Origin of the sequence: Pseudomonas sp. RGM2987, assembly GCF_022952855.1 — a bacterium.
Lineage (GTDB): Bacteria > Pseudomonadota > Gammaproteobacteria > Pseudomonadales > Pseudomonadaceae > Aquipseudomonas.
Genome location: NZ_JALJDX010000201.1, coordinates 50,179 through 69,293, shown reverse-complemented (window position 1 = coordinate 69,293; position 19,115 = coordinate 50,179). Strand labels below are relative to the sequence as shown.

Annotated in this window: 15 protein-coding genes and 3 tRNA genes; 5 read left to right on the top strand and 13 right to left on the bottom strand. The window is 59.3% G+C overall.

What is annotated here, in order from left to right; genetic code table 11:
* Positions 1–189 precede the first annotated feature (189 nt).
* Positions 190–2,229, bottom strand: a complete 2,040-nt coding sequence (locus tag RGM2987_RS16005; protein WP_245142940.1) for an NADPH-dependent 2,4-dienoyl-CoA reductase — start codon at positions 2,227–2,229, stop codon at positions 190–192.
* 207 nt (positions 2,230–2,436) lie between these two features.
* Here RGM2987_RS16005 and RGM2987_RS16000 point away from each other — a divergent pair, with 207 nt between their 5' ends.
* Entirely contained in the window at positions 2,437–3,567 is a 1,131-nt protein-coding gene (locus tag RGM2987_RS16000; protein WP_245142937.1) for a carbon-nitrogen hydrolase family protein, read from the top strand.
* Positions 3,568–3,569: 2 nt separating this feature from the next.
* Positions 3,570–4,607 carry an AraC family transcriptional regulator gene (locus RGM2987_RS15995; RefSeq protein WP_245142934.1) on the top strand — a complete coding sequence of 346 codons (1,038 nt, stop codon included), beginning with the start codon at positions 3,570–3,572 and terminating at the stop codon, positions 4,605–4,607.
* A gap of 285 nt (positions 4,608–4,892) precedes the next feature.
* Here RGM2987_RS15995 and RGM2987_RS15990 read toward each other — a convergent pair whose 3' ends face one another.
* The 10 genes from RGM2987_RS15990 to RGM2987_RS15945 form a co-directional block, all read right to left on the bottom strand.
* Positions 4,893–5,753, bottom strand: coding sequence for a DUF2242 domain-containing protein (locus RGM2987_RS15990; protein ID WP_245142932.1), 861 nt, complete (start codon positions 5,751–5,753; stop codon positions 4,893–4,895).
* 222 nt (positions 5,754–5,975) lie between these two features.
* Positions 5,976–7,847, bottom strand: coding sequence for a SurA N-terminal domain-containing protein (locus RGM2987_RS15985; protein ID WP_245142930.1), 1,872 nt, complete (start codon positions 7,845–7,847; stop codon positions 5,976–5,978).
* A gap of 199 nt (positions 7,848–8,046) precedes the next feature.
* Positions 8,047–8,319, bottom strand: a complete 273-nt coding sequence (locus RGM2987_RS15980) for an HU family DNA-binding protein (protein WP_245142928.1) — start codon at positions 8,317–8,319, stop codon at positions 8,047–8,049.
* 149 nt (positions 8,320–8,468) lie between these two features.
* Positions 8,469–10,865 (bottom strand): endopeptidase La, encoded by a 2,397-nt coding sequence (gene lon / locus RGM2987_RS15975; protein WP_245142926.1) that lies wholly within the window; start codon positions 10,863–10,865, stop codon positions 8,469–8,471.
* 165 nt (positions 10,866–11,030) lie between these two features.
* Complete coding sequence (gene clpX / locus RGM2987_RS15970; RefSeq protein ID WP_245142923.1) at positions 11,031–12,314, bottom strand: ATP-dependent Clp protease ATP-binding subunit ClpX; 1,284 nt, start codon at positions 12,312–12,314, stop codon at positions 11,031–11,033.
* A gap of 107 nt (positions 12,315–12,421) precedes the next feature.
* On the bottom strand, positions 12,422–13,063 hold the full coding sequence (gene clpP / locus RGM2987_RS15965; protein WP_003183177.1) for an ATP-dependent Clp endopeptidase proteolytic subunit ClpP: 642 nt from the start codon (positions 13,061–13,063) through the stop codon (positions 12,422–12,424).
* Between the two features lie 92 nt (positions 13,064–13,155).
* On the bottom strand, positions 13,156–14,466 hold the full coding sequence (tig, locus tag RGM2987_RS15960; protein ID WP_245142920.1) for a trigger factor: 1,311 nt from the start codon (positions 14,464–14,466) through the stop codon (positions 13,156–13,158).
* A gap of 423 nt (positions 14,467–14,889) precedes the next feature.
* A tRNA-Leu gene (locus RGM2987_RS15955) sits at positions 14,890–14,974 on the bottom strand.
* Between the two features lie 58 nt (positions 14,975–15,032).
* Positions 15,033–15,108 (bottom strand) — tRNA-His (locus RGM2987_RS15950).
* A 41-nt stretch (positions 15,109–15,149) separates the two neighbouring features.
* Positions 15,150–15,226: transfer RNA gene (locus tag RGM2987_RS15945), tRNA-Arg, on the bottom strand.
* 281 nt (positions 15,227–15,507) lie between these two features.
* Here RGM2987_RS15945 and folD point away from each other — a divergent pair.
* Together folD and pbpG are read left to right on the top strand one after the other, a co-directional pair.
* Positions 15,508–16,362 (top strand): bifunctional methylenetetrahydrofolate dehydrogenase/methenyltetrahydrofolate cyclohydrolase FolD, encoded by an 855-nt coding sequence (folD, locus tag RGM2987_RS15940; RefSeq protein WP_245142918.1) that lies wholly within the window; start codon positions 15,508–15,510, stop codon positions 16,360–16,362.
* Positions 16,363–16,615: 253 nt separating this feature from the next.
* Positions 16,616–17,554 carry a D-alanyl-D-alanine endopeptidase gene (pbpG, locus tag RGM2987_RS15935; protein WP_245142916.1) on the top strand — a complete coding sequence of 313 codons (939 nt, stop codon included), beginning with the start codon at positions 16,616–16,618 and terminating at the stop codon, positions 17,552–17,554.
* Positions 17,555–17,745: 191 nt separating this feature from the next.
* Here the strand turns inward: pbpG and RGM2987_RS15930 are convergent, their stop codons facing one another.
* Entirely contained in the window at positions 17,746–17,943 is a 198-nt protein-coding gene (locus RGM2987_RS15930) for a DUF6021 family protein (protein ID WP_245142914.1), read from the bottom strand.
* Positions 17,944–18,043: 100 nt separating this feature from the next.
* Entirely contained in the window at positions 18,044–18,721 is a 678-nt protein-coding gene (locus RGM2987_RS15925; protein ID WP_245142911.1) for a peptidase C39 family protein, read from the bottom strand.
* A gap of 224 nt (positions 18,722–18,945) precedes the next feature.
* Here RGM2987_RS15925 and RGM2987_RS15920 point away from each other — a divergent pair, with 224 nt between their 5' ends.
* Complete coding sequence (locus RGM2987_RS15920) at positions 18,946–19,110, top strand: hypothetical protein (RefSeq protein ID WP_245142908.1); 165 nt, start codon at positions 18,946–18,948, stop codon at positions 19,108–19,110.
* The last annotated feature ends 5 nt before the right edge of the window (positions 19,111–19,115 follow it).

The following is a 19,115-nucleotide window of genomic DNA, read 5'->3' as shown; positions in this document are numbered from 1 at the left end:
GGAGAGGACACGCGGCCTAATTTGGCGAGGGTGTTTTCTCTGGCAATCACACGGACTTGAGCTGTGGGAGCAAAGCTGTCTTTGAAAAGGACGGCTAAAAGAAGCTATCAAGACAGTTGCTCCCACATGGATCTGTGGTGACCTTGGGCTCCATGGCTGGAGGCAAGGCCGACACATGGCTTTTGGAACTTACAACTGCGCCGCCAACCGCGAGCCCTGATTGATCGCTCGTTTGGCGTCCAGCTCCGCCGCCACGTCGGCACCACCGATGAGGTGGACCTTCTGCCCAGCTGCCTCCAGGCCCTGCTGCAACTCACGCAGCGGATCCTGACCGGCGCAGATCACGATGTTGTCCACCGGCAGGACCTGCGGCTCGCCGGCTTCGCCGATGCGAATATGCAAGCCCTCGTCGTCGATCTTCAGGTACTCGACGCTGTTGAGCATCTGCACTTGCTTGTTCTTAAGGCCCGTGCGGTGAATCCAGCCGGTGGTCTTGCCCAGCCCATCGCCGACCTTGGAAGCCTTGCGCTGCAACAGGAACACCTCACGGGCCGGAGCATGGGGCTCAGCCTTGATCCCGGCCACGCCGCCGCGCGCCTGAAGCGCGGTGTCGATGCCCCACTCCTTCCAGAACGCCTCGCGATCCTGGCTGGTGGCGACACCCTGATGCACCAGGAACTCCGAAACGTCGAAACCGATGCCGCCGGCACCGATCACCGCCACGCTGCGGCCCACCGGCTTGCGCTCCAGGATCACGTCCAGGTAACTCAATACCTTGGCATGCTCCACGCCAGGAATGGCCGGCACCCGCGGCGCAATGCCGGTAGCAAGGATGACTTCGTCGTACCCGCCTTCCACCAGTTTCGCTACATCCACCCGGGTGTTGAGGCACAGCTCGACATGGGTGGTCTGCAACTTGCGCTTGAAGTAACGCAGGGTTTCGTAGAACTCCTCCTTGCCCGGCACACGCTTGGCGACGTTGAACTGACCACCGATCTCGCCAGCCGAATCGAACAGCGTCACCTGGTGCCCGCGCTCGGCCGCTACGGTGGCCGCCGACAACCCGGCCGGACCGGCGCCGACCACGGCGATCTTCTTCACCTGGGTGACTGGCAGGTAATTGAGCTCGGTTTCGTGGCACGCCCGCGGATTCACCAGGCAACTGGTGAGCTTGCCGCCGAAGGTATGATCGAGGCAGGCCTGGTTGCAGCCGATGCAGGTGTTGATCTCGTCGCCACGCCCGGCGGCCGCCTTGTTGACGAACTCCGGATCAGCCAGGAACGGACGCGCCATGGAGACCATGTCGGCATCGCCTTCGGCCAGGATCTGTTCGGCCACTTCCGGGGTGTTGATACGGTTGGTGGTGATCAGCGGGATGCTCACCGAACCGCGCAGCTTGGCCGTGACTTTGCTGAACGCCGCCCGTGGAACCTTGGTGGCGATGGTAGGAATGCGCGCTTCATGCCAGCCGATACCGGTGTTGATGATCGTTGCCCCGGCCTGCTCGATGGCCTTGGCCAGTTGGACGATCTCTTCCCACGAACTGCCGCCCTCCACCAGGTCGAGCATCGACAGGCGGAAGATGATGATGAAATTGGGGCCCACTGCGTCGCGCACCCGGCGCACGATTTCAACCGGCAGGCGCATGCGGTTTTCGTAGCTGCCGCCCCAACGGTCGGTACGGTGGTTGGTGTGGGCCGCGAGGAACTGATTGATGAAGTAGCCTTCCGAGCCCATGATCTCGACCCCGTCGTATTCGGCCTTCTGGGCCAACAGCGAACAGGTGACGAAATCACTGATCTGCTTCTCGATGCCTTCTTCGTCCAGCTCCTTGGGCTTGAACGGGTTAATCGGCGCCTGGATCGCACTGGGAGCGACCTGCTTGGGGCTGTAGGCGTAGCGCCCGGCGTGGAGGATCTGCATGCAGATCTTGCCGCCGGCCTCGTGGACAGCCCGGGTCACGATCTGGTGCTTGAACGCCTCTTCTTCCGTGGTCAGCTTGGCTGCTCCGGAATAAACGCCACCCTCGTCATTCGGCCCGATCCCGCCAGTGACCATCAGGCCCACGCCGCCACGGGCGCGCTCGGCAAAATATGCCGCCATGCACTCGAAACCGCCGGGCTTTTCTTCAAGGCCAGTGTGCATCGATCCCATCAGGGTCCGGTTGCGCAACGTGGTGAAACCCAGGTCCAGCGGGGCCAGCAGATGCGGATAATGGGAGGCGGTCATCGGTAACTCCACAGCGGGCGATCACGGAAAAATACGGAAGCTCTGCGGCTTCCCTCAGTCATGTCCAACAGCCTAAGAGTCGCGATGCAGGCACTCAATGACCGTAACTGACAACTTAATGATCCAAATGCGCAGCGCCCCTTGGCAACACCCATCCCGGGCCCTACCCTAGTCAGTGAATCCGCAAACGGCGCCGACAGTTTCTCCATGCGTAAATTTTTCTACTTGTTGTTGTCCACGGCCCTGATTGCCATCTTGATCACCTACGCGCTGTGGACGGCGGATCGTCCGGCGGGTCATTACCTGTCAGACCTGCGCATCAACCTGGCGGTCGACCAGGGCACGCCCACCGACCGCGGCAATCTGCTGGGCATCCAGCCCGAGTTGTTCCCCACTGACTACCAGAGCCCCGAACGCCTGCATCGCAAACTCGCCGCCTATCTGCAAAGCGCCCGTGACCAGGGTTTTCTCAACGACAAGACCGTCGTGGTCCTGCCCGAGCACATTGGCACCTGGCTGATGGTCAGTGGCGAAAAAGACGAGTTGTACCAGGCCGGCACAATGAAGGAAGCCATGAACTGGCTGGCGGTCAGCAACCCGCTGGCGTTCATCCAGGCGCTGTTCAGCGCCCAGGGTAACAGCCGGCTCGACGACGCCTACCTGCGCATGAAGGCCGAGCGCATGGCCCATGACTACCAGGCGCTGTTTGGCGGGCTGGCGAAGGAGTTCGGTATCACCCTGGTGGCCGGCTCCATCATCCTGCCCGAACCCAGCGTCAGCGACGGTGAACTGAAGGTGGGCGCTGGCGTGCTGTACAACAGCAGCCTGGTGTTTGGCCGTGACGGTCGGCCGATGGGCCAGCCACAACGCCAACAGCATCCCGTGTTCGAACAACGGGACGTGCTCGGGGCTGACCGCCCCGACGCCACCCAGGTCATCGACACTCCCGCTGGGCGTCTGGGCGTGCTGATCGGCAGCGACAGTTGGTACCCGATTCGCTACCGACAGCTCAACGATCAAGGGGCGCAGCTGATCGCGGTGCCGGCCTTTATCCTTGGCCGCGACACTTGGGACAAACCCTGGAGCGGCTATAAAGGCCTGTCCACGCCAGACGAAGTCAGCCTCAAGCCCGGCGAGGTCAGTGAAGGCCAGGCCTGGCATCGCCTGACGCTGACCAGCCAACTGCCCATCAGTCAGGCGCGGGGCGGCGTCAGTGTGTTCCTGCGCGGCCAGTTCTGGGACAGCGGCAGTGCCGGCCAGAGTTTCATCAGCCACGACGGCCGGCACTTCACCGATGGCCAGGCCCGTGGCGCTCGCTTGCTGAATCTGTGGTTGTGAACATGAAAACGCAACCGATGCGCCTGGGGGACTTGTCCGTGGGCTTCGTCCACAGCCTGGCTGACGCGATTGCCAGCCATGGGCAGGATCCTCAACCGCTGTTCGCACAATACGGTCTGGATGCCATGCGCCTGGCCGAGCCTGGAGCCCGGCTGTCGATCCCGCGCTACATGCGCCTGGGCCACGCGGCCATTCAATTGACCCAGGATCCGGCCCTGGGCCTGCGCATGGGCCGACTGAGCCGCTTGAGCCAGGCCGGGCTGGCCGGCGTGACCGCAGCCCAGGCGCCGACAATCCGCGAAGCCGCCCGCTGCATGATCCGTTTCGAGCCGCTGTACGGCTCCAACTATCGCGGCCAATCGAGCTTTCATGAAGACGCCAGGGGCGCGTGGCTGCGCTTCTACTCGATCAGCCCGTACAACGCCTATAACCGCTTTGTGGTGGACTCGATCATCGCTGGCTGGCTTACGCAGTTGTCCAGCGTGAGCGGCACCGCGTTGCGCGCCGAGCGCGTAGAGATCGAATTCGAGGAGCCAGCCTACCTTGACGCCTACCGCCTGCTCGGTGATTGCCCGATCCAGTTCGGTGCCGACCAGAATCAGCTACGCCTGAGCCTGGAAAGTCTTGCCCAGCGCAACCCCCAGCACTGCCCCAGTACTTGGAACCATCTGATCCTGTTATGTGAACGGGAGCTGGAACAGCTGACCCGCACCCGGAGCCTGCGCGAGCGCATCATCCAATTGCTCGGACCGTTGCTCAACGGCGGCCGTGAACCGGACCTCGAAGAGGTAGCAGCGCGCCTCAAGCTGCCGACCTGGACGCTACGCCGCAAGCTGGCCGAGGAAGGCACGCAGTTTCGCGCCATCCTCAACGACACGCGCCGCGACCTGGCCATGACCTATATCCGCGATACCGAACTGGCATTCGGTGAAATCGCCTACCTGCTGGGATTCGCCTCGGCCGAGGCCTTCCAACGCGCTTTCAAACGCTGGAACGACCAGACGCCGGGCGAGTTTCGTCGCAGTCATCGAGGGGCTTAAGCTGGGAAGTTTGAAGCGGTAACCTAGAGCTCCGTCGCATCTTCGGCGGGCTCCAGCGGGTCCAGTTCATACGCCTGGTATTCCAGCAGCTCTTCCTGATAATCATCCATTACGAGTCCTTCCCCTATCGTTGAAAAGTGATCATTCAAGCCTGATGGCACTGGTGATCAGCTTAAAGCTGCTTTATGAACAAGACATGAAGCAAAGGCTTCATGAATTAAACGTAGCACAGCGTCGGGGAATTACTGCGGTATGTGTGACAGGAGATTACCCCTGTCACATGTCTCAAGATGCTGGAAGGGGCTGGATCGGCTCGGTCGGCGCCGGCAACGAGCTGGGCGGTGGCGGCGTAATGGCCTCGGTCGTCGGCACAGCTTCCTGCGACATAGGCGCGATTGGCGCAGGCTCGGCCGGTGGTGCGACCGGTTCCGACACTGTAGGGGCCGTTTCCATCGGGGCCGGAGCGGCCTCCTGGACCGGCATCGCCGGCGCCGGTGTGGGAGCAAGAGTCTCAGGCGCCGGAGCTGGCGCAGGCGTCAGCGCGGCCGGTTCAGCCTTGGTTTCCGGGATCCCCAGTTCAGCTTTCGGCTGATCGGCATTGCCCGCTGCCTTCTTCGCTTCGGACGGCAAGAACAGTTCGACCAGGGCAAAGAATCGTTCGTAGAACTTCGGCGCCGATACCGTTTCACTGGCGACCTTGACCATCGAATCATCCGAAGAGCCGATCGGCATCGATACCGATCCCAGCACACCGACCCCCAGGCTCGCGGAGTTGTTGACCTTCTTCAGCGCATAACGGTCCTGCAAGGCGTTGGCGAACATGGTCGCACGATGCCCGGGACCGCCATCTTCGGCGCAGACCAGGTTGAAACTGATCTCCATATGGGTATCGCCGGTTTGCTGGAAACTCTTGTGGCCGCTGACCAGCTTGGGGTCGCTGCTGGTGATGATGTAGCCCTGGCTGAGCAATGCCCGGCGACCGGCTTCGCAGGTGGCCGCGTCGGTCACTGGATAAGTACGCGAGAACGTGCCCGAGTCATCGAAGTTTTCGTGCTCGTAAATCGCGGCTTTCTTCGACGAGCATCCGGCTGCGGCGGCCAGCAGCAGTGCCAGCCCGACGGTACGCATGTGAAATGGTCTGAACATTGAACATCCTGAGGAAAACGATCCGGGGCGTATTGTGCAACAGAACACGGTCTGCCGGCGCAGGTATTCGTGTCTCAAAGGGGTTACAAGTCTACTGGCGGATGTTTGCGGATAAAAGACGTAATAGCGGTGGATCGACGAACACCCGGCCATGTGAGAAACGAGAAACAAAAAAGACCCCAGTCCTGCAACCGGGGTCTTTTGGGTCCAGCCTTCAAAACATCAGTAACGCTTGATGTCGGCCTGGCTTTCCAACTGCTTGCGATAGGCTGCGAAATCCTGCTGGCCAACGCGGGAAGCGAGGTAGCGGCGATATTCGGCCTTCTCTTCGTCGGTCGGGGCCGCCGCTTCGTTCACGCCGTTCAGACGCACCACCACCAGGCTGCCGTCAGGCAATGTCACGCTGGTAAAGGTCGGCTTGTCTTTCGAGTCTGGCTTGGGCATGCGGAACAAAGCCTGCAACACGGCCGGGTCGATGCCTTCCTGGCTGCGGGTCACCGCTTCGGTGGCTTTCCAGGCCTGACCATCGACGGGCTTATCCAGCGCAATCTTGCCGTCGCGCAGGCTGGCAACCAGCTCATCGGCGCGGGTCTTGGCCGCCGCACTCGCGTGCTCCTTGGTCAGTTGCGCACGAATCGGTCCTGCGACGCTTTCCAGTGGCAACTGCTCGGGCTTGCGGTGCTCCTTGGCACGCAGCACCACGACAGTTTCCGGGTCCAGCTCGATGGCGGTGCTGTTGGCACCTTCATCCAGCACTTCCGGGCTGAACGCAGCGGTCACCACGGCACGGTTGGCCGCGATTCCCTCGCCACCCTCACGACCGAACGGGGCCGATGTGTGGACGGTGAGCTTCAGGTCCTGAGCCGGTTGCGCCAGGTCGGACGCTTCGAACGAAGCATCTTCCAGTTGCTTGGTCGCCTCGACGAAACGCTGCTCCACTTTCTGGGTTTTCAGCTCGCGGGTCAGCTTGTCCTTGAGGCTGGCAAACGTTGGGACCTGCGGTGCCTCGACGCCGAGCAGCTTGATCAGGTGCAGACCGAAATCCGTACGCACCGGGGCCGAGACCTCATCCTTGTTCAACGCATACAAGGCCTTCTCGAACGCCGGATCATAGACGCCAGGACCTGCAAAGCCGAGGTCGCCGCCATTGTTCGCCGAGCCCGGGTCCTGGGAGAACTCCTTGGCCAGCGCTTCAAACGACTCGCCCTTGGCCAGGCGCGCCTGGATTTCCTCGATCTTCGCCTTGGCCTGGGTTTCGCTGACCTTGTCGTTCACTTCGATCAGGATGTGCGCAGCCCGACGCTGTTCCGACAGATTGGCGATTTCCTTCTGATAGGCCGCTTGCAGGTCCTCGTCCTTGACGCTGACCTGATCGAAGAAAGAGGCTTTCTTCAGCTCGAGATAATCGATGACCACCTGATCAGGCGTCATGAATTCCTTGGCGTGTTGGTCGTAGTAAGCCTTGACCTCGTCATCGGTCAGCTTCACGGACGCCGGGTCGGCCTTGATGTTCAGGGTAGCGAAATCACGTGTCTGTTTTTCCAGGCGAGCAAATGCCAGCACCTGGGCATCGGTCACGAAACCGCTGCCGGCCAGACCCGCGCGCAACTGACCGATCAGCATCTCCTGGGCCAGCATCTGGCGGAATTGCATGCGGCTGTAACCCAACTGACGGATCACCTGGTCGAAACGCTCAGGACTGAATTTGCCGTCGACCTGGAATTCCGGCGTTTGCAGGATCACCTGATCCAGCGCAGCCTCGGAAAACGCGAACTTCGCATCATGAGCGCCTTGCAGCAACAGCTTGCGATCGATCAGTCCCTTGAGAGCCGAATCGCGCAGCATTTTTTCGTCCAGCAGCGAAGCGTCGAAATCCTTGCCCAACTGTTGCATGAGCTGACGGCGTTGCATGTCGACCGCTTGGCTCAGCTCGTTCTGGCTGATGTTCTCGCCGTTGACCTTGGCCGCATCGTTACTGTGCGTCGTGGCTTTGAAAATGGCATCGAAACCGGTCAACGCCATCAATGCGACGATGACCCCGATGATGGTTTTGGCAATCCAGCCTTGTGAATTGTCCCTGATATTCTGCAGCATGCGTCCCCCAGAAACGGTTGAACTTCAAATTAGGCAACCGTGGAGCGTGGGTAGAATCCGAATAGAAGAAAGGCGCATCCGAGGATGCGCCTTCTCGTAACTGGCGGAGCGGACCGGGCTCGAATCTGCAAGCCCCGGCGTCTTTACCGCTCCGCTGCCAGGCCAGGCATGACCCGACCCGGATAAACTCAACGAAACCTTAGTTAACGGCTTCTTTCAGCGCTTTACCAGCTTTGAAGCCTGGCTTCTTGGCAGCAGGGATCTGCAGCGTCTTGCCGGTCTGTGGGTTGCGACCGGTACGAGCTGGACGATCAGTCACGGAGAAAGTGCCGAAACCTACCAGAACCACGGAGTCGCCGGCCTTCAGAGCGCCAGTGACGGATTCGATTACAGCGTCCAGCGCACGGCCAGCAGCAGCTTTCGGGATATCAGCGGATGCAGCGATAGCATCAATCAGTTCCGACTTGTTCACTCTAAGTCCCCTTATATCTATTTGAGATGATTCTAAGTTTTTTTGGTGAAAGCTTAAAACGAGTGCTGAATGGCCTACAGACACTTAAGAGCCGCTTTATAACAAGGGCTCTAAAAAACTGTCAAGGAAGCCTCCCAGGCAAATGCGTATTAATGCGTGCTAATTCTTTCCTTAGAGTCAGACTCGCGCTTTTCGTCCTTCGCGACTATCTCCGGAGCCACATCCGGCAAGGGCTCCGGCGCGTATTGCAGCGCAATTTGCAGGACCTCGTCAATCCATTTAACCGGTTTGATCTGAAGATCCTGCTTGATGTTGTCAGGAATTTCCTTCAGATCGCGAACATTCTCTTCGGGAATGATCACCGTCTTGATCCCACCACGATGAGCGGCCAGCAGCTTTTCTTTCAGGCCACCGATCGCCAATACCTGGCCGCGCAAGGTGATTTCGCCCGTCATGGCCACATCGGCACGCACCGGAATACCGGTCAGTGCCGACACCAACGCGGTGCACATGCCCACGCCGGCACTCGGGCCGTCCTTGGGCGTCGCCCCTTCCGGCATGTGGATGTGCGTGTCGCGTTTCTCGTGGAAGTCCAGGGGAATCCCCAGGCTTCGGGCCCGGCTGCGCACCACGGTCTGGGCCGCAGTGATCGACTCGACCATCACGTCACCCAGGGAACCGGTCTTGATCAACTGCCCTTTGCCCGGGACCACGGCGGCTTCGATGGTCAACAATTCACCACCGACCTGAGTCCACGCCAGGCCAGTCACCTGGCCGATCTGGTCCTGTTGCTCGGCCAGGCCGTAGCGGAACTTGCGCACGCCCAGGAAGTGCTCCAGGAGGTCTGCCGTGACCTTCACCGCGAAGCGTTTTTCCAGCGCATGCTCCTTGACGGCCTTGCGGCAAACCTTGGCAATCTGACGCTCCAGGCCACGAACACCGGCTTCGCGGGTGTAGTAACGGATGATGTCGCGAATCGCTTCCTCGTCAAATTCCAGCTCGCCTTTTTTCAGGCCGTTGGCCTGGATCTGCTTGGGCGAAAGGTACTTCACCGCGATGTTGATCTTCTCGTCCTCGGTGTAGCCAGGCAGACGAATCACCTCCATCCGGTCCAGCAATGCCGGAGGGATGTTCATGGAGTTGGAGGTGCAGAGGAACATCACGTCCGACAGGTCGTAGTCGACCTCAAGGTAGTGATCGTTGAAGTTGTGATTCTGCTCAGGATCAAGCACTTCGAGCAACGCAGAGGCAGGATCGCCGCGCATATCGCTGCCCATCTTGTCGATTTCGTCCAAAAGGAACAGCGGATTGCGCACGCCAACCTTTGTCATCTTTTGAATCAATCTTCCTGGCATCGAACCGATGTAGGTCCGACGGTGACCACGGATTTCCGCCTCGTCGCGTACACCGCCGAGGGCCATGCGCACAAATTTACGGTTGGTGGCGTGGGCAATCGACTCCGCAAGAGAGGTTTTACCGACCCCGGGAGGACCGACCAGGCACAGTACCGGGCCACGAATTTTCTTCACACGCTTTTGCACGGCGAGGTATTCAAGGATGCGTTCCTTGACCTCTTCCAGGCCGTAGTGGTCGGCGTCGAGGATGTCTTCGGCACGCGCCAGGTCCAGGCGCACCTTGCTCTGGGCTTTCCACGGCACCTGGACCAGCCAGTCGATGTAGGACCGCACCACGGTAGCCTCGGCAGACATCGGTGACATCTGCTTGAGCTTGTTCAGCTCGGCCTGGGCCTTGGCCAATGCATCCTTGGGCAGGCCGGCGGCATCGATGCGCTTTTTCAGCTCTTCGATTTCGTTATGACCTTCATCGCCATCGCCCAACTCTTTCTGAATGGCCTTCATCTGCTCATTCAGGTAGTACTCGCGCTGGCTGCGCTCCATCTGCTTCTTGACACGCCCGCGAATGCGTTTCTCGACCTGCAGCAGGTCGATTTCGCCATCGAGCAAGGCCAGCACATGTTCGACACGGGCCGACAAATCGATGATTTCGAGAATTTCCTGCTTCTGCTCGATCTTGAGGGCCATGTGGGCAGCCATCGTGTCAACCAGCCTCCCCGGCTCATCGATGCTGTTAAGCGACGACAGCACCTCGGCAGGTACCTTCTTGCCCAGTTGCACGTATTGCTCGAACTGCGACAGCAGGCTACGGACAAACACCTCCGACTCACGCTCTGGCGCGTCGACTTCCTCGATCAGCGACACTTCGGCGCGGCAATGGCCGTCCACTTCGCTGAAACGCTCGACGGTACCGCGCTGCTCACCCTCGACCAGCACCTTGACGGTGCCGTCAGGCAGCTTGAGCAGCTGTAGAACCGTTGCAATCGTACCTACGCGATAGAGTGCGTCCTCACCGGGATCATCGTCGGCAGGGTTTCTCTGAGCCAGCAGAAGAATCTGCTTGTCACCCGTCATCGCAGCCTCGAGGGCTTCGATAGACTTCTCGCGCCCCACGAACAGCGGGATAACCATGTGCGGATACACAACGACATCGCGCAATGGCAGGAGAGGCAATTCGATGGTTGTCTTCATGATTTCGCCTCTACGGCGGCCCTTCGGCCGGAAACAGATGGAAGTAAGCTTGAAACCAAGATGGGGGCAGCCTTGAAAAAAAACAAGCGCTAAGACGCGTCTAAAAAAACAGCACCAAAAGAAAAAGGGCCCGAAGGCCCCTTCTTTATTTCAGCAGCGAGACGCTTAGGCGTCCGGCGCGGCCTTGGCAGGCGGCTCATTGTTTTCATAGAGATACAATGGCTTGGACTTGCCTTCGATAACGCTTTCATCGATCACGACTTTACTCACATCCGACTGCGAGGGAATCTCATACATCGTGTCGAGCAGTACGCCTTCGAGAATCGAGCGCAACCCACGGGCACCGGTCTTACGCTCCAGGGCACGCTTGGCGACGGACTTCAGCGCATCGGAACGGAATTCCAGGTCTACGCCTTCCATTTCGAACAGCTTGGCATACTGCTTGGTCAGAGCATTCTTCGGCTCGGTCAGAATCTGCATCAACGCCGCTTCATCCAACTCGTCCAACGTCGCCAGGACCGGCAGACGACCGACGAATTCCGGGATCAGACCGAACTTGACCAGATCGTCAGGCTCAACTTCACGCAGGGACTCGCCCACCTTCTTGCCTTCTTCCTTGCTGCGCACTTCGGCATTGAAACCGATGCCGCCACGGGTGGAACGGTTCTGGATAACCTTTTCCAGGCCGGAGAACGCACCACCGCAGATGAACAGGATGTTACGGGTGTCGACCTGCAGGAATTCCTGCTGCGGATGCTTGCGACCACCCTGGGGCGGTACGGAAGCGACCGTGCCTTCGATCAACTTGAGCAAGGCCTGTTGCACGCCTTCGCCGGAAACATCCCGGGTGATGGACGGGTTGTCGGACTTGCGGGAAATCTTGTCGATTTCGTCAATATAGACGATGCCCATCTGGGCTTTTTCCACATCGTAGTCGCACTTCTGCAGCAACTTCTGAATGATGTTCTCGACGTCCTCGCCCACGTAACCCGCCTCGGTCAGCGTGGTTGCGTCGGCGATGGTGAACGGAACGTTCAGCAAGCGCGCCAGGGTTTCGGCAAGCAGGGTCTTACCCGAGCCTGTCGGGCCGATCAGCAGGATGTTGCTCTTGCCGAGTTCGACTTCGTCATTCTTTTTGTCACGCTGGTTCAGGCGTTTGTAGTGGTTGTACACCGCTACGGCCAGTACCTTTTTCGCACGCTCCTGACCAATTACATACTGGTCAAGGATGCCGCTTATTTCTTTAGGCGAAGGCAACTTATGCGCGCTGCTTTCGGCCTGGGCTTCCTGCACCTCCTCGCGGATGATGTCATTGCACAGGTCGACGCACTCGTCGCAAATGAAGACCGAGGGGCCGGCAATCAATTTGCGTACTTCATGCTGGCTTTTGCCACAGAAGGAGCAATAAAGCAGTTTGCCGTTGTCCTCGCCGTTGCGGGTGTCAGTCATTCGATCGATCCAAATCCGATAGGCTTGCAACACAAGATGAAGGCAATTGCGGGCTTTTTCAAGCCCGCAGGCGGCCGGTCATCCCAACCACCTGCATTTTGAGCGGCTTAGGCAGGCATTTGACGCTTGTTGATCACCGAGTCGATCAGGCCGTATTCGGCTGCACGCTCGGCGCTCATGAAGTTGTCACGCTCGGTGTCACGCTCAATGGTTTCCAGGCTCTGGCCGGTGTGATGGGCCAGCAGCGAGTTCAGGCGCGAACGGATGTGCAGGATTTCCTTGGCATGGATGTCGATGTCCGACGCCTGGCCCTGGAAGCCGCCCAAGGGCTGGTGGATCATCATCCGCGAGTTAGGCAGGCAGTGACGCTTGCCCGCTGCGCCACCGGCGAGCAGGAACGCGCCCATGCTGCAGGCCTGGCCGATGCAGATGGTGGAAACGTCCGGCTTGATGAACTGCATGGTGTCGTAGATCGACATGCCCGCAGTCACCGAACCGCCCGGTGAGTTGATGTACAGATGGATATCCTTGTCCGGGTTTTCCGCTTCAAGGAACAGCAGTTGCGCCGCAACCAGGTTGGCCATGTAGTCTTCAACGGGGCCGATCAGGAAGATGACGCGTTCCTTGAGCAGACGCGAGTAGATGTCATAGGCACGTTCGCCGCGGGCGGACTGCTCGATAACCATCGGGACCAGGCCGCCTGCGGCCTGGATGTCAGAGCTCTGCTGATAAAAAGAATTGCGGGACATGTCTCGCAGTCACTCCCAAATAGTTATGTCTTGAATACGCATAAGCCAGCGCGAAGGCTGGCTTATGGTGTGTATTTCTTACCGCAGAACAATCAATCGGCTTGTGGAGCTTCCACCGGCTTGACCGCTTCTTCGTAAGAGACCGCTTTATCGGTCACGCTAGCTTTCTGCAGAACAGTATCCACAACTTGTTCTTCCAGCACAACCGAACGGACTTCGTTCAGTTGCTGCTCGTTCTTGTAGTACCAGGACACAACCTGCTCAGGCTCTTGATAGGCCGAGGCCATTTCCTGGATCAGCTCGCGAACGCGGGCTTCGTCAGGCTTGAGCTCGAACTGCTTGACCACTTCGGCTACGATCAGGCCCAGCACGACGCGGCGCTTGGCTTGTTCTTCGAACAGCTCGGCAGGCAGTTGGTCCGGCTTGATATTGCCACCGAACTGCTGGACAGCTTGCACGCGCAGACGGTTCACTTCGTTGTCCAGCAGAGCCTTCGGCACTTCGATCGGGTTGGAGGCCAGCAGACCGTCCATGACCTGGTTCTTGACCTTGGACTTGATAGCTTGGCGCAGCTCACGCTCCATGTTCTTGCGAACTTCGGCGCGGAAACCTTCCAGACCGGTTTCCTTGATACCGAACTGGGCAAAGAACTCTTCGTTCAGCTCAGGCAGCTTCGGCTCGGAAACACTGTTGACGGTCACGGTGAACTCGGCGGCTTTTCCAGCCAGGTCCAGGTTCTGGTAATCCTCGGGGAAGGTCACGTTCAGGACGCGCTCTTCACCGGCTTTTGCACCGACCAGGCCATCTTCGAAGCCTGGAATCATGCGACCGGAGCCCAGCACCAGTTGGGTAGCCTTGGCGGAACCACCGGCAAATACTTCACCGTCGACCTTGCCAACGAAATCGATGTTCAGCTGGTCTTCGTTCTGGGCAGCGCGATCGGCCACTTCGAAACGGGTGTTCTGCTTGCGCAGGATGTCCAGCATCTTGTCCAGGTCGGCATCCGACACGTCAGCGCTCAAGCGCTCGACGGCGATGGAGTCGAAACCGGCAACGGTGAACTCAGGGAACACTTCGAATGTCGCGACGAATTCCAGGTCCTTGCCCTTTTCCAGCACTTTAGGCTCGACGGACGGTGCGCCGGCCGGGTTCAGCTTCTGCTCGACCACGGCTTCGTAGAACGAAGACTGGATCACGTCGCCCACGGCTTCCTGGCGCGCATCAGCTTCGTAACGCTGACGGATCACGCTCATCGGCACTTTGCCTGGGCGGAAACCTGGGATTTTGGCCTTTTGGGCAGTCTGCTGCAGACGCTTGTTGACCTGAGTCTCGATGCGCTCAGCCGGCACGGTGATGCTCATGCGGCGCTCAAGAGCAGAAGTATTTTCAACAGAAACTTGCATGGATATTCCTCGTTGCACAGACGTTGGCCGGGCGTTTCCGACCCCAGAATCAAGGGCATGCATTCTAGTAGGTCAAACTCAAGAAGTCACCCTACTGAAAACACGCAGGAAACAAGCGCCGAATTTAGAGGCAAGGCAAATGAAGCCGTCCTGCCCGGTTTGTAAATACAGCTGATCAGCCCGAGGCTCTGCGACAACGCTTCTATATATAAGAGGCGCAGCCTCCAAGCGCAGGACACCAAGCCCCTTCAGGAGACAGACGGCATACCGCGCATCATCGAGAAACACAATTACCCTGAGCCAACCGCTGCGCGCCCTCCGCAAACGGAACGGGCGATCAAGCACAAAAAACCGTGGAAACAAAAACGGCGCAGCCCTTTTCAGGTACTGCGCCGTTCTCTGCTATTTAAATAGCGACTTGTATGGTGCGGACGGAGAGACTCGAACTCTCACACCTTGCGGCGCTGGAACCTAAATCCAGTGTGTCTACCAATTCCACCACATCCGCGTTTCAAGCTTTTAAAGCAAAGGCGCCAGACCGTTAAATCTGGCGCCTTTCTAGAATATGGGGTGGACGATGGGGATCGAACCCACGACAACGGGAGTCACAATCCCGTGCTCTACCAACTGAGCTACGCCCACCATATTGCCTTGTTGCCTTACTTGTGCCAAAGCTGCCTAATTGGCGCACCCGGCAGGACTCGAACCTGCGACCATCCGCTTAGAAGGCGGATGCTCTATCCAGCTGAGCTACGGGCGCCTTTTTAATCTGTATTCTTGGACGATTACAAACTAAGTGCTTTCAGTTTTGCCGAGTTGAAACAACCAACTCCGCTCAACCTTCTTAACCAGTGCTAGGCTGTGCCCGACAAGTGCGACGAATGTTATAGACGGCCTGATAGGTCGTCAACTCTTTTCTAAAAAAAATTCATTTAATTAAAGGGGTTAGGGGAATTTGCAGACCAAGCGCCTTTGCCCTCACGCCCTGGCATGCGAGAATGCGTGCTCTTTTTTTCCCCTCTCGATGGTTAACCACGCGCAATGACTGCACAACTTATCGACGGCAAATCGATCGCCGCCAGCCTGCGCCAGCAGATCGCCCAACGAGTCACCGAGCGCCGCCAGCAAGGCCTGCGCACGCCCGGCCTTGCGGTGATCCTGGTCGGCAGCGATCCTGCCTCTCAGGTTTATGTCTCGCACAAGCGTAAAGACTGTGAAGAGGTCGGCTTCCTTTCCCAGGCCTACGACCTGCCTTCCGAAACCACTCAACAAGCGTTGGCCGATCTGATCGATCGCCTGAACGACGACCCGAACATCGACGGCGTTCTGCTGCAACTGCCGCTGCCTGACCACCTCGACGCCTCCAGGCTTCTGGAGCGTATCCGCCCGGACAAAGACGTCGACGGCTTCCATCCCTATAACGTCGGCCGCCTAGCCCAACGCATCCCCTTGCTGCGGCCCTGCACCCCCAAAGGCATCATGACGCTGCTGGAAAGCACTGGCGTGGATCTTTATGGTCTCGATGCCGTGGTGGTGGGCGCGTCCAACATCGTCGGCCGCCCGATGGCGATGGAACTGCTACTGGCCGGCTGCACCGTCACCGTGACCCACCGCTTCACCAAGGACCTGGCCGGCCATGTCGGTCGAGCGGACCTGGTGGTGGTGGCTGCCGGCAAACCCGGCCTGGTGAAAGGCGAGTGGATCAAGGAAGGCGCGATTGTCATCGACGTGGGCATCAACCGCCAGGAGGACGGCAAGCTGGTGGGCGACGTGGTCTATGAGACCGCCCTGCCCCGCGCAGGCTGGATCACTCCGGTGCCCGGCGGTGTAGGCCCGATGACCCGTGCCTGCCTGTTGGAAAACACGCTGTACGCAGCGGAAACGCTGCACAGCTGATACCCGCCCCCCACCCTGTGGAAGCAAGCCTGCTAGCGATCGCGACCTGCCAGTCAACATAAATGTCGACTGGCCCGGCGCCTTCGCGAGCAAGCCAGCTCCCACAGACAGCATCACACCCGCATTAAACTTTATTTATTCACCCTCTCCCGCCGCGCAGGCGTGTAGCGCTGTTGTCGCCCATACTTCTAAAATGCGACGGTTTTTAAAGTCGTTGCTCAACGACTCCTTCAACTCTATCGAGTCTACTCGCGTGAAAATCCGTCTTTCGATCCTCAGCCTGTTCTTCGCTTTCACAGGCCCTTTCATCACGCAGAATGTCGCCGCACAGGAAACGATCGCGCCCCCACGGGACACCACGAAGCTGCAAGTCGCCTCGGGGAGCGCAATACTGCTCGATCTGCAGACGGACAAAGTGGTGTATTCGAGCAACCCGGACGTGGTGGTGCCCATCGCGTCGGTGACCAAGTTGATGACCGGCTTGATCGTGCTGGACGCCAAGCAGAACCTCGACGAATACATCTCCATGACCATTGCCAACACCCCGGAGATGAAGGGGGTGTTTTCCCGGGTCAAGCTCAACAGTGAGTTGTCGCGCCGGGACGTGCTGCTGATCGCCCTGATGTCGTCGGAAAACCGCGCCGCCGCCAGCCTTGCCCATCATTATCCGGGCGGCTACGCGGCGTTCATCGCCGCCATGAACGCCAAGGCAAAGGCCCTGGGCATGACCAGCACCCATTACGTCGAACCCACCGGCCTGTCGATCCACAACGTTTCCACCGCCCGCGACTTGACCAAACTGCTGATCGCCGCGCGCAAGTATCCGTTACTGAGTGAATTGAGTACCACCAAGGAAAAGACCGTCACCTTCCGCAAGCCTGTCTACAGCCTGGGCTTTCGCAACACCGACCATCTGGTGCACAAGGCCAACTGGGACATCCAGTTGACCAAGACCGGTTTCACGAACGAAGCCGGCCACTGCCTGGTGCTGGTGACCCAAATGAACAATCGGCCGATGGCGCTGGTCATCCTCGACGCCTTCGGCAAGTACACCCATTTCGCCGATGCCAGCCGGATTCGAAGCTGGGTCGAAACCGGTAAAAGTGCCAGCGTTCCGGCGGTGGCCCTTCAATACAAGGCGGCGAAGAACCTCAAGAGCCGCCAGAGCGGCGTGGTGGAAGCTTCCAAATAATCCGTCGTGGTCATTCAGGGGACATAGATAACCCGTGGCGAGGGAGCTTGCTCCCGCTGGGCTGCGCAGCAGACCCATTTTGTGAGCGCTTCGCACTGGAGCGCCAGCCCGGTCAAGCGGGAGCAAGCTCCCTCGCCACAGGTTCAGCGTCCCTCAATGAAAAATGAGCCGACCCGTCGAGCTTTTTTTGTTCAAGGCTTCAAGTCGCCAAGCGGATCATGGGCCCTGGACTTCTCCTGCTCTTCTTTCTCATCCAGAGGCGCCTTGGCTGGGCCTACCGGATCGACCTGTGGATCATCGAGATCCGGCGAATCCGGATCGAATCCCAAATCATCGCCGCTTGAATGCTCGGAAGAATGTGGTCCCCTGGGTGTATTGGACTGCGCCATGCTTGCCTCCTCAAATCACGGCCTGGAAACGCCAGGCCCTGATTATCAGAGCCTTGGCCGTGACGGGTCGTGCCCGGCAAGTGACGAACGGGGCGCGTGATCAATGTGCCGCGTCCAATGCCTGGGTCGCCCGCGCAGCCGCTTGTTCCTGCCCTGCCCCGGCCAGATCCCGAGCAGCGTTCATCCAACGCTGCGAATCGACATTGGCCGGAAGCTGCGTGGGCCGCTGGAGCAGTACCGCCCAGCCATCTGCGCCGGTGAGGGCTGACTCAAACGCAGCAAAACTCAGCAACTGACGCCGATTCATGCCCGAACGCAACAACACCGTCTGCTTCTGACGGTTGTAGCCGGCAACGATCCCATACCGTGGCTGCGCCCAGAATGCCGAACCGTCGGTATAGCGCACGAGGACGGGATAACCGGCTGCAACCTGCTCAAGCAGCGCCGACAGCTTGTTGTCGAGGGGGTAGACCACCAACCCGTAGTCACGCGCAACGGTTTGCATCGCGCGCTGCAGGTCCGCCTCGCCGCCCGGCAGGTGCAACGACTTCTCCAGCAAGCCCGGCGTGATCACCGTGCCTTGCAATGTCAGCAAGGCGGCCAGCGATTGCGGGGCACCCTGGTACATTTCGCCCCGATAGAACGGCACGCTGTTGAGTTCTACCCGCTCGGGCAGGCGCTGGATCTGCGGCGACACGCTGCCCGCGCAACCCGCCAGGGCCGCGAGGCAGGCCGTCGCGAGTACCAGTGATCGAAAAAAGGAAATTCCCGGCAACATGATGACTCTCTTGTACAGGCACCTGACATTCGAGCCAGGCTTGGGGAGTCGATCATAAGATGCCCACCGGCTCGGGTATAGCCTTAAACAACAGTCCCGGGGCTTTGATAGAACGAAGCGGTCCGCTCCCGATGCCGGCGAACGACTGCTTGCAACACTTGAGCGACTAGACTGTCCATTGTACTGAATGCGTTGCCCCGAACCGGGGATATAAGGAGGCACAGATGAGCCTGACCTCGACAATCCTGATGCTGATATTCGGCTGGCTGAGCGTAGCGGCTGCCATGCTGTGGGGTGTGCTGCGGATTGCCCGGCGCCATCATCACGCGCCATCCGTCCCTTCGGATAAAACCGTGAAGACCGCCCGGCGCCACGTCGCCGCGCACTGACCAGA

Excerpts from the sequence above, each read along its gene's own strand:
- RGM2987_RS16005 (WP_245142940.1), bottom strand. The coding sequence starts at position 2,229 with ATGACCGCCTCCCATTATCCGCATCTGCTGGCCCCGCTGGACCTGGGT.
- RGM2987_RS16000 (WP_245142937.1), top strand. The coding sequence starts at position 2,437 with ATGCGTAAATTTTTCTACTTGTTGTTGTCCACGGCCCTGATTGCCATC.
- RGM2987_RS15995 (WP_245142934.1), top strand. The coding sequence starts at position 3,570 with ATGAAAACGCAACCGATGCGCCTGGGGGACTTGTCCGTGGGCTTCGTC.
- RGM2987_RS15990 (WP_245142932.1), bottom strand. The coding sequence starts at position 5,753 with ATGTTCAGACCATTTCACATGCGTACCGTCGGGCTGGCACTGCTGCTG.
- RGM2987_RS15985 (WP_245142930.1), bottom strand. The coding sequence starts at position 7,847 with ATGCTGCAGAATATCAGGGACAATTCACAAGGCTGGATTGCCAAAACC.
- lon (WP_245142926.1), bottom strand. The coding sequence starts at position 10,865 with ATGAAGACAACCATCGAATTGCCTCTCCTGCCATTGCGCGATGTCGTT.
- clpX (WP_245142923.1), bottom strand. The coding sequence starts at position 12,314 with ATGACTGACACCCGCAACGGCGAGGACAACGGCAAACTGCTTTATTGC.
- clpP (WP_003183177.1), bottom strand. The coding sequence starts at position 13,063 with ATGTCCCGCAATTCTTTTTATCAGCAGAGCTCTGACATCCAGGCCGCA.
- tig (WP_245142920.1), bottom strand. The coding sequence starts at position 14,466 with ATGCAAGTTTCTGTTGAAAATACTTCTGCTCTTGAGCGCCGCATGAGC.
- folD (WP_245142918.1), top strand. The coding sequence starts at position 15,508 with ATGACTGCACAACTTATCGACGGCAAATCGATCGCCGCCAGCCTGCGC.
- RGM2987_RS15930 (WP_245142914.1), bottom strand. The coding sequence starts at position 17,943 with ATGGCGCAGTCCAATACACCCAGGGGACCACATTCTTCCGAGCATTCA.
- RGM2987_RS15925 (WP_245142911.1), bottom strand. The coding sequence starts at position 18,721 with ATGTTGCCGGGAATTTCCTTTTTTCGATCACTGGTACTCGCGACGGCC.
- RGM2987_RS15920 (WP_245142908.1), top strand. The coding sequence starts at position 18,946 with ATGAGCCTGACCTCGACAATCCTGATGCTGATATTCGGCTGGCTGAGC.